At 61.9% G+C, this 8,150-nt stretch carries 7 protein-coding genes; 2 read left to right on the forward strand and 5 right to left on the reverse strand.

Going from position 1 to position 8,150, the window contains the following annotated elements:
- Positions 1 to 1,033, forward strand: a 1,033-nt coding sequence (locus tag H6B15_RS14800) for a GDSL-type esterase/lipase family protein (protein ID WP_204648779.1), incomplete at its 5' end; no start/stop codon positions are given.
- A 35-nt stretch (positions 1,034 to 1,068) separates the two neighbouring features.
- Complete coding sequence (locus H6B15_RS14805; RefSeq protein ID WP_204648780.1) at positions 1,069 to 2,337, forward strand: 5-bromo-4-chloroindolyl phosphate hydrolysis family protein; 1,269 nt, start codon at positions 1,069 to 1,071, stop codon at positions 2,335 to 2,337.
- Between the two features lie 91 nt (positions 2,338 to 2,428).
- Here H6B15_RS14805 and H6B15_RS14810 read toward each other — a convergent pair whose 3' ends face one another.
- The 5 genes from H6B15_RS14810 to H6B15_RS14830 form a co-directional block, all read right to left on the reverse strand.
- Positions 2,429 to 3,640 carry an FprA family A-type flavoprotein gene (locus H6B15_RS14810; protein ID WP_204648781.1) on the reverse strand — a complete coding sequence of 404 codons (1,212 nt, stop codon included), beginning with the start codon at positions 3,638 to 3,640 and terminating at the stop codon, positions 2,429 to 2,431.
- Between the two features lie 142 nt (positions 3,641 to 3,782).
- A complete protein-coding gene (locus tag H6B15_RS14815; RefSeq protein WP_243424441.1) occupies positions 3,783 to 4,463 on the reverse strand; it encodes a phosphatase PAP2 family protein in 681 nt (226 codons plus the stop codon).
- Positions 4,464 to 4,789: 326 nt separating this feature from the next.
- A complete protein-coding gene (locus H6B15_RS14820; protein ID WP_204648782.1) occupies positions 4,790 to 6,139 on the reverse strand; it encodes a hypothetical protein in 1,350 nt (449 codons plus the stop codon).
- Positions 6,136 to 6,696 carry an RNA polymerase sigma factor gene (locus tag H6B15_RS14825; protein ID WP_204648783.1) on the reverse strand — a complete coding sequence of 187 codons (561 nt, stop codon included), beginning with the start codon at positions 6,694 to 6,696 and terminating at the stop codon, positions 6,136 to 6,138. The genes H6B15_RS14820 and H6B15_RS14825 overlap by 4 nt, the downstream gene beginning before the upstream one ends.
- 115 nt (positions 6,697 to 6,811) lie before the next feature.
- Entirely contained in the window at positions 6,812 to 7,753 is a 942-nt protein-coding gene (locus tag H6B15_RS14830; RefSeq protein ID WP_204648784.1) for a magnesium transporter CorA family protein, read from the reverse strand.
- Between the last annotated feature and the right edge of the window lie 397 nt (positions 7,754 to 8,150).

The following is an 8,150-nucleotide window of genomic DNA, read 5'->3' on the forward strand; positions in this document are numbered from 1 at the left end:
CCCCCGCACCACCTACCAGCCGCCCCGGCGGCGCAGCGACCCCGCCCGCAAACAGGCAGCCCGGCAGAAACGGCGGGCCCAGCGGCGGCTGCTGGCCCTGGGCACGGTGGCGGGCATCCTGGTGGTTTCGGGCATTGTGACCCTGATTCTGCCCGAAAGCGTCACCACACCGCCCTCCCAGGTGGCCAGCCCGGAAACCGCCCTGGCCGACCGGCTGGTGGCGCCCCTGCCCTACGGCGGCGGGGACGGCAGCAGCACCGCCGCCCAGGCCGTGAACTGGGGCACGGTGGGGCCGGTGCGGCAATCCGACAGCTATACCTACACCGCCCTGCCCGCCGCCTTGGCCACGGTGCCGGAATTCGGCCGGGTCACCACCGAGTGGTTCTCCGACGCGGCTTTCCTGGGCGATTCCCTTACCGTGGGATTTGTGGATTACGAGATCGATCTGGACGGCGCCCGGGTTCTGGCCTACGAGGGCGCATCCCCCAACAACTTCGTCAACCGCACCACCATGAAGAATGCCAACGATGAGGAGGAAATCCCCCTGGACATTCTGGCGGCGGACCCGCCCGCCAAGCTGTACCTGCTGGTGGGCACCAACGCGTTGGCCAGCGGCACCAAGGACGAAAGTTTTCTGAACTATTACGGCCGCCTGCTGGACGATCTGAAGAGCATTCTGCCCAACACCAAGATCTTTGTGCAGTCCATCCTGCCGGTGCGGCCGGAAGTGCTGGAAACCTCCCCCGGTATGGCCACCGATCACCTGAACACCATCAACGGGTCCATCCGGGATATGTGTGCCGAAAAGGGCTGCTACTACCTGGACCTGGCCTCTCTCTTCACCGATTCGGAGGGCGCCCTGACCGAGGAGTACGCCCAGCCGGACGGCATCCACCTGACGGTGTCCGGCTACAACGCCTGGGTCAGCTACCTGTGCACCCATGTGCCCTATGACAAGGACAACCCCTACCAGCCAGGCAGCGAGTATTATCTGGACGATTCGATCAAGCAGTTGCTCACCGACCTGCCCTGAGGGCGGGCCGGTCCGCGGAAAGAAGGAGTTCTACCATGCCCACCCCCTACTATGACGATCAGGACAAGCAGCGGCCGGTCCGCCCGCCGGTGCGGCCCACCCCCGCCCCGGACCGCCAGCAGTACCGCCGTGGGGACGCCCCGTTCCAGATTCCCATCTGGGTGGTGATCCTCACCTTCTGCTTCGGCATGTGGCCGGTGTCCATTGTGCTGCTGGTTCTCAATTACCTGCTGCGCACCGGCCAGATCAGCTCGGACGCCTTCCGCAACCGCCGGCGCTATGCCCCGGTCAACAGCATTTATGCCCAACCGGCGCCCAAGGCCGAAAGCCAGCCGGCCCCCAAGACCCAGGCCAGGCCTGCCCGGCGCAGCTCCGCCAAAAAGTCCAAAGCGGCCTCCCAACAGGAGGACGGCGGCGCCAACATTCTGGCCATTGCGGGCATTGTGGTGGGCGCTGTCGGCCTTCTGGCCACGGTCAGCAGCCTGCACGACATGATCTTCTACGGCGGCTGGGAATACTGGCATCTGTATGTGGAAGATGTGATCGGCGGCAGCCTGCCTCTGTTTGCGGGCATCGGCATGTTCATCGGGGCGCATATCCTGCGCACCGGGCGGCGCATCCGCCGCAAGATCGACAACATTGTGGGCCGGGCCGACCACATGTACATACGGGACATTGCGGCGGCCATGCCCTGCACCGAGGAAAAGTGCCGCCGGTATCTGGAGGATTGCATCGACAAGGGCGTTTTTGGCAACGATGCCTACCTGGATATGCGCACCCGCTGCCTGGTGGTGCGGGGCGACGCCCCCAAACCGGAATCCCCCGCACCGGCCCCGGCCGCACCCCAGAGCGAGTATGACAAGACCCTGGCCCGGATGCGGGAGCTGAACGCCGCCATTCCCGACGAGGAGATGAGCGACCGCATCGCCCGGCTGGAAGCCGTCACCGCCAAGATTTTTGTGCAGGCGGAATCCGACCCCGACAAGCTGCCCCAGGTGCGCAAGTTCCTGGATTATTACCTGCCCACCTCTCTGAAACTGCTGGAAGCCTACGCCGAGATGGACGCCCAGGGCATTGAGGGGGAGAACATCTCCGAGTCAAAGCGCCGCATCGAGCAGACCATGGGTACCCTGGTCACCGCTTTTGAAAACCAGCTGGACAAACTGTTCCAGGCGGACGCCCTGGACCTTTCGGCGGACATCGACGTGATGGAAAAGATGCTGCAGGCCGACGGCCTGGCCGGGGACGATCCCTTTGACCCCAAGACCCCTGCTGCCCCCGAATCCCCCAAACTGGAACTGTGATGGCTTGTATATGACAAAACCCCCGCCGCCGGGTTTCGCCCGGCGGCGGGGGTTGCTTGTTGTTACAGCAAAGTCAGACCAAAGGAGGCACTCAGGCCTTCACGGTCTGGGCCACGGCGTCGGCCAGGGCGGCCACGTCGGCATCCTGGGCGGCGTTCAGGGCACCGCGCACGGTCAGCTTGGTTTCCAGCACGGTGCAGTTCTTCAGCCCTTCCAGCTTGGCGCTCATCAGGCGGGCGGACATGGGAGCCCAGCTGCCGTTCTCGATGAGGGCGAAGGTGCGGTTCTGCAGACCCAGGGACTGCAGGTCATCCAGCAGGGCGGCCACCGGGGGATACAGCCCGCCGTTGTAGGTGGGGCTGGCCAGCACGATGGTGGAAGCGCGCCAGCATTCGCTCACGGCCTCGCTCACGTCGGCCACGGACAGGTCCAGCACCTTCACGTTGGCCACGCCGCGGGCACCCAGCTGGGCGGCCACGGCCTCGGCGGCGGAAGCGGTGTTGCCGTACAGGCTGCCGTACAGCACCACAACGCCCTTGTCCTCCGCTTCCCAGCGGCTCCACAGGTCGTACTTGCCCAGGAACCAGGCCAGGTCCTTGCGCCAGATGGGACCATGCAGCGGGGCGATGGTCTGGATGGCCAGACCGGCGGCCTTCTTCAGCACGTTCTGCACCTGCACGCCGTACTTGCCCACAATGTTGGCATAGTACCGGCGGGCGTCGTCCAGCCAGTCGCGCTCAAAGTTCACTTCATCCGCAAACAGGCTGCCGCCCAGCGCACCGAAGGTGCCGAAGGCGTCGGCGCTGAACAGGGTGCCGGTGGCGGTATCAAAAGCCATCATGACTTCTGGCCAGTGCACCATGGGGGCCATGACAAAGCTCAGGCTGTGCTTGCCCAGCTCCAGGGTGTCGCCCTCCTTGACCAGCAGGGCGGCGTCGATGGCGGCGGTGTCACCGGGGAAGAAAGCCTTCAGCATGGGCACGGTCTTGGCGTTGCAGACGATCTGCACGCCGGGCCAGCGCAGCAGCACGGCCTCGATCATGGCGGCGTGGTCAGGCTCCATATGGTCGATGACCAGGTAATCCAGACCGCGGCCGTTCAGCGCAGCAGCCACGTTCTCCAGGAACTGGGCGCCCACCGAAACGTCGGCGGTGTCCATCAGCGCGGTCTTCTCGTCCAGAATGACGTAGGAGTTGTAGGAAACACCGCGGGGAATGGGGAACAGGTTCTCGAACTTGGCCAGGCGACGGTCGCTGGCGCCCACGTAAACGATATCCGGGGCAATGGTCTGAATGTTGTACATGATCTATACCTCCCTGAAATGGTTGAACTTCAGCTGATTGACAAGGTTTTTGCTCTACCCCTCAGTATAGCAAAAATGTTCCGGGAAAAATAGTGGCTGCGGCAACAAAAAAGGCCGGGCAAAGCCCGACCGGGGGAGAAACTCATACACGTTCCAACATTTTGCGCAGCCGATCGTTTTGGGGGGCGTACCACCAGGCGGTGAGCCAATCGGACATGCGGTTCAGCAGCAGAGCCAGCAGGATACCGGCCATGGCATCCATCACCGAATGCTGTTTGAGCAGCAGGGTGGAAGCCACAATGGCGGCCATCAGCAGGTGGGAAGCCGCCCCGCCGATCCGGCGTACCGTCAGGCTGCTGCGGCGCAGATGCCGCTGCCAGGCCAGGTCCAGGGTCACGGCGTTGAGCACATGGATAGAAGGAAAGACGTTGGTGGGGGTGTCGGTGTGGTACAGCTCCCGCACCGCCCGGGCAAACAGATCGGTGCCGGGCACGTGGGCCGGCCGCAGATACACCCCGTTGGGGACCACGGCGCAGAACAGCAGCGCCAGGGTCATGCCCAGGAACAGGGGCAGACACAACCGCCAGAATTCCCACCGGCTTGCCCTCCACAGCAGATAAAACAGGGTGCCGGGAATCCAGGCAAACCAGAGATAATACGGGATGATGGCATATTTGCAGAACGGAATCAGGTCGTCCAGGGCGCAATGCAGCACCAGGTCGGGCACCTGCACCGTTTTTTCCAGCAAAAAGAAAAAGGCAAGGTAGAATACCAGATATCCGGCCATGAAGGCGATGGGATGATTTCTGCACCAACTGCGCATAGAAAAAGGCTCCTTTTGCACATATCGGGACCGTCCCCGATAATAGACCACATTATACTTCGGCCCGTGGGGGAAAACAAGCGCGAAATCCGCCAAGGTTTGGTGAATTTTATCAGGCTACTTTTGGCAGGTTTGACAAGGAAACCGTTGAAAAGACGCGCTTTTTTACAAAATGTTTTCCGCCCAAAAACAGACAGGCACAGCTTTTGCCGCGCTTATCCCATACTACGATCCCCACAAGAAGATTTTGGCAGACAAAAGGTGAAAAAGTTGTAAACAAAAGGCCCCGTGGCGCCGGTAAGCCCGGGCACGGGGCAAAACACAGGTCATCCGGCATCCTGCAGGGCGGTCAGGTCGTCCACGCTGACGGCAGGAACCAGGTATTCGCAGTAGAGATGCCGGCCGGGGTCTTCCTCAGAAGCACCTTCGTCAGAAGCACCTTCGTCGGCGGTGAAGCACCAGTAAGGCAGATACCAGGCACAGGCGCGGCTTTCGGGGTAGTACAGCCGCACATCCGCCAGGTTTTCCAGCACCCCGTCCCCGTCCAGACTGCCGCCGTCTGTCAAGAACAGGTCCTGCCGCAGCAGGTCCTCCGCCTGCACCTGGGTCAGGGGGGCGTATTCTCCCGCCACTTGGGTCAGGTCGGCGTTGTGCCAGACCACCCGGCACAGCTGACCGCTTGCATCTACGGCCAGCTCCACACCGTCCAGGTCGCTGTTTTCAATGCCGCCGGCGGCGTTGTAAGCGGCATTATAAAACCGTGCATGCCACGCTCCGTCGGTGCCGGTATAGCACAGTGAGGCCGTGTCCTCTCCCGCCAGCGCCACCACGTCGGGCCAGGCGGCCTGTACCGCGGCAAGGGCCTCTGCGGAGGTCAGGCGGGTGGCGTCCGCTTCAGCGCCGGGAACCTGGGCGGTGACGGTGCCGGTATTGTCCGCCGTCAGGGTCAACCCCTCCGGCCAGGCTTCGCAGGGGGCTACCTCCAGGGCCAGGGACCCGGCATCAGCCCAAAGGGCCAGCTCCGCGCCCTCGCTCCCGCCATTGTTCGCCAGGGTGTCGGCCTGCGCTTCCGCTTCGGCCTGGGTCAGACCGGTATAGACGGCGTCGTCCGCCAGGGCGGTGTCCAGACCCAGGGCCTGCAGCATGGAGCGCATCCGCCCGTACATGCCGCTGAGATCGATGGTCCGGCCCGCTGCCATACTGCGAAAAACCGGCACGGTATCCGGAAGCTTCCAGTCCAGAAGCCGTGTCCGGTCCGCCGGTTTGGGGGCGGTGTCCAGGAAATAGGCCCCCGCGCCCTTGTCCAGAAGGTCGCTCAAAAGAACAGGCAGAGCGGAGACGGATGCCTCCGGTCCATTATATAAGGAAAGCCCCCCGTCGTATGTCTTGGCCTGGGCGTTTTCGTCCACGGCGGCCTCGCTGCGCAGGGCGCTCTGCCCGGATTCCTCCGGTGCGGCCGCGGCGGCCTCCGGCATGGCGGTGTCCAGGGTGACTTTGGACCGCTGCCCCTGCCACAGCACGGCACCCACCGCCAGACACAGACAGGCAGCCAGGGGCGCGCCCCGCCAGAGAAGAGGCCGCCAGTTCCGCCGCGGCCGGACGGGCAGTTTGTCGGCCTCCAGAATCAGATCGTCGTCCATGGCGCCGATGGCCTCAAACAGTTCCCGCGTATTCATAGGTTCACCCCCTGTTCGGTCAGTACTTTCTTCAGCTTGTTCCGGGTCCGGTGCAGGGTTACCCGCACCCGGCCTTCGGGCATGGCATACCGCGCCGCGATATCGGCCATGGAATCACAATACCAGTAGCGCCGGATAAAGATGCCCCGGGCGGGTTCCGGCTCCTTGCGCAGAAACTCACTGATCATGCGGGCGGTGTCGGCGGCTTCCACGGTGTGTTCCACCCGGGCGGGCCCGGCCAGACAGCCTTCCAGCTCCTCCAGAATCAGTTCGCTTTGCCCGCCGCCCCGCTTCTGCGCAGCCGCCTTGTCCCGGCGATCCAGGGCCAGGTTGCGGGTGATCCGCCCTAAGTAGGGGGCCAGCCGGGCGGGTCGGTTTTCCGGCATGCTGTTCCAGGCGGCCATCCAGGTGTCGTTCTCCACTTCCTCGGCGTCGGAGATGCTGCCCAGCAGGTTCAGGGCGATCTTCCGACAATACGCCCCGAACTTGGCGGCGGTCTCGGTCAGAGCCTGCTCGTCCCGCGCCCAGTATAAGGCCACAATGGCGGAATCCTCCATGCCGTCACCTCCTTTTTTCTTCCTTTTATATAAAGACGGAAATATTCCGGGGCCGTTACACACCGTTCTATATATAAAGGAAAACAGCGGCGCCCAGACGCCGCTGCCCATGCGATCAAAGCATATGTTTTTTGTGCAGGAACCAGGCTGCCCCCACGCAGATGGCCAGGATAATGGCGCACACCACCGCGAACCCCCAAGGGGAGGAGGCAAAAGGCATGCCGATGAGGTTCACGTTCATGCCGTACAGACCGGATACCACCGTGGGCACGGCCATGATCAGGGTGACCGAAGTCAGGTATTTCATGGCGTTGTTCAGACGGTTGTCCAACACCGCGCTGAACAGTTCCCGGGTACCTTTAATATCGTCACGGTAGATGGTGGTCATCTCGATGGCCTGGCGCATCTCTACGATCACATCGTCCAGCAGTTCCATGTCGTCGGGATACTGCTCCAGCCGCTTGTATCGGGTCAGGCGGTCCAGCACGGTGCTGTTGGCCCGCAAACTGGTGGCAAAATACACCAGGGTGGATTCCAATGCGTGCAGCTCAATGAGGTCGCTGTCCCGCATGGCTCCGGACAGATTCTTTTCAATCTCCTGCCGGCGCCGGTCAATCAGTCGCAGCTCCTGCTGATACATCGTGGCGGCCCTGTTCATGATCTGGTACACAAAGCGCATCTTCTTGCGGGTGCTGAACTCCCGCACCCGCAAAGCCGCAAAGTCCTGCAGCACCTGGGTGTCCACCGCGCAGACGGTGGTGATGGTCTGCTGGGTGAGCAGGATGCCCAAGGGGATGGTGGTGTACACGCCCACCCCTTTGTCCGGCACCTGCACGGGAACGTCCACAATGATCACGGTGTAGCCGTCTTCCAGCGAGACGCGGGCGGATTCTTCCGGGTCCAACGCGGCCTGCAAGTCGGCGGGTTCAATATCCAGGGTGGCGGCCACCTGGCGGACTTCATCGGCGGTGGGGGCTGTCAGACTGACCCAAGTGCCCTCCGCAATATGGCCGGTGCGCTCCAGGCGCTTGTCCACGGTCTGATAGATCTTCATCATAGTTCGCCACCACCGTTACGTTTGATCATACTATAATAGTATAAGGCGTTCCACCCAAAAGCGCAAGACAGAAGAATCTGGACAAAACTTGTGTTTTATTCTGCTGTAAAGCACAAGATATGGATTTGGGAAATTCTTGTAAAAAAAGTGCGAAAAATGTGTTGACAAATCCCAGCATGAATGGTATTATAACTAAGCCGTTTCGCAAGAGACGGCAGGCGCTGAGAAAAGAAGTTCATCAAGAACTTCGCAGCTCAAAAAAAATCTCAAAAAAGTGCTTGACAAAAAGAACTTCACGAGATATAATAAATAAGCTGTCCCGATGAGGGCGGCGCCAAGCAGGACCTTGAAAATTGAACAAACCTGAAACTTGTGGAACCTTACAGTGTTTGGAAAA

This window comes from Gemmiger formicilis (assembly GCF_016900095.1).
In the GTDB taxonomy this organism is placed as follows: Bacteria; Bacillota; Clostridia; order Oscillospirales; family Ruminococcaceae; genus Gemmiger; species Gemmiger formicilis_A.

Bases quoted from the DNA above. Each gene is read 5' to 3' on its own strand.
- H6B15_RS14820 (WP_204648782.1), bottom strand. From the start codon at position 6,139: ATGAATACGCGGGAACTGTTTGAGGCCATCGGCGCCATGGACGACGAT.
- H6B15_RS14815 (WP_243424441.1), bottom strand. From the start codon at position 4,463: ATGCGCAGTTGGTGCAGAAATCATCCCATCGCCTTCATGGCCGGATAT.
- H6B15_RS14825 (WP_204648783.1), bottom strand. From the start codon at position 6,696: ATGGAGGATTCCGCCATTGTGGCCTTATACTGGGCGCGGGACGAGCAG.
- H6B15_RS14830 (WP_204648784.1), bottom strand. From the start codon at position 7,753: ATGATGAAGATCTATCAGACCGTGGACAAGCGCCTGGAGCGCACCGGC.
- H6B15_RS14805 (WP_204648780.1), top strand. From the start codon at position 1,069: ATGCCCACCCCCTACTATGACGATCAGGACAAGCAGCGGCCGGTCCGC.
- H6B15_RS14810 (WP_204648781.1), bottom strand. From the start codon at position 3,640: ATGTACAACATTCAGACCATTGCCCCGGATATCGTTTACGTGGGCGCC.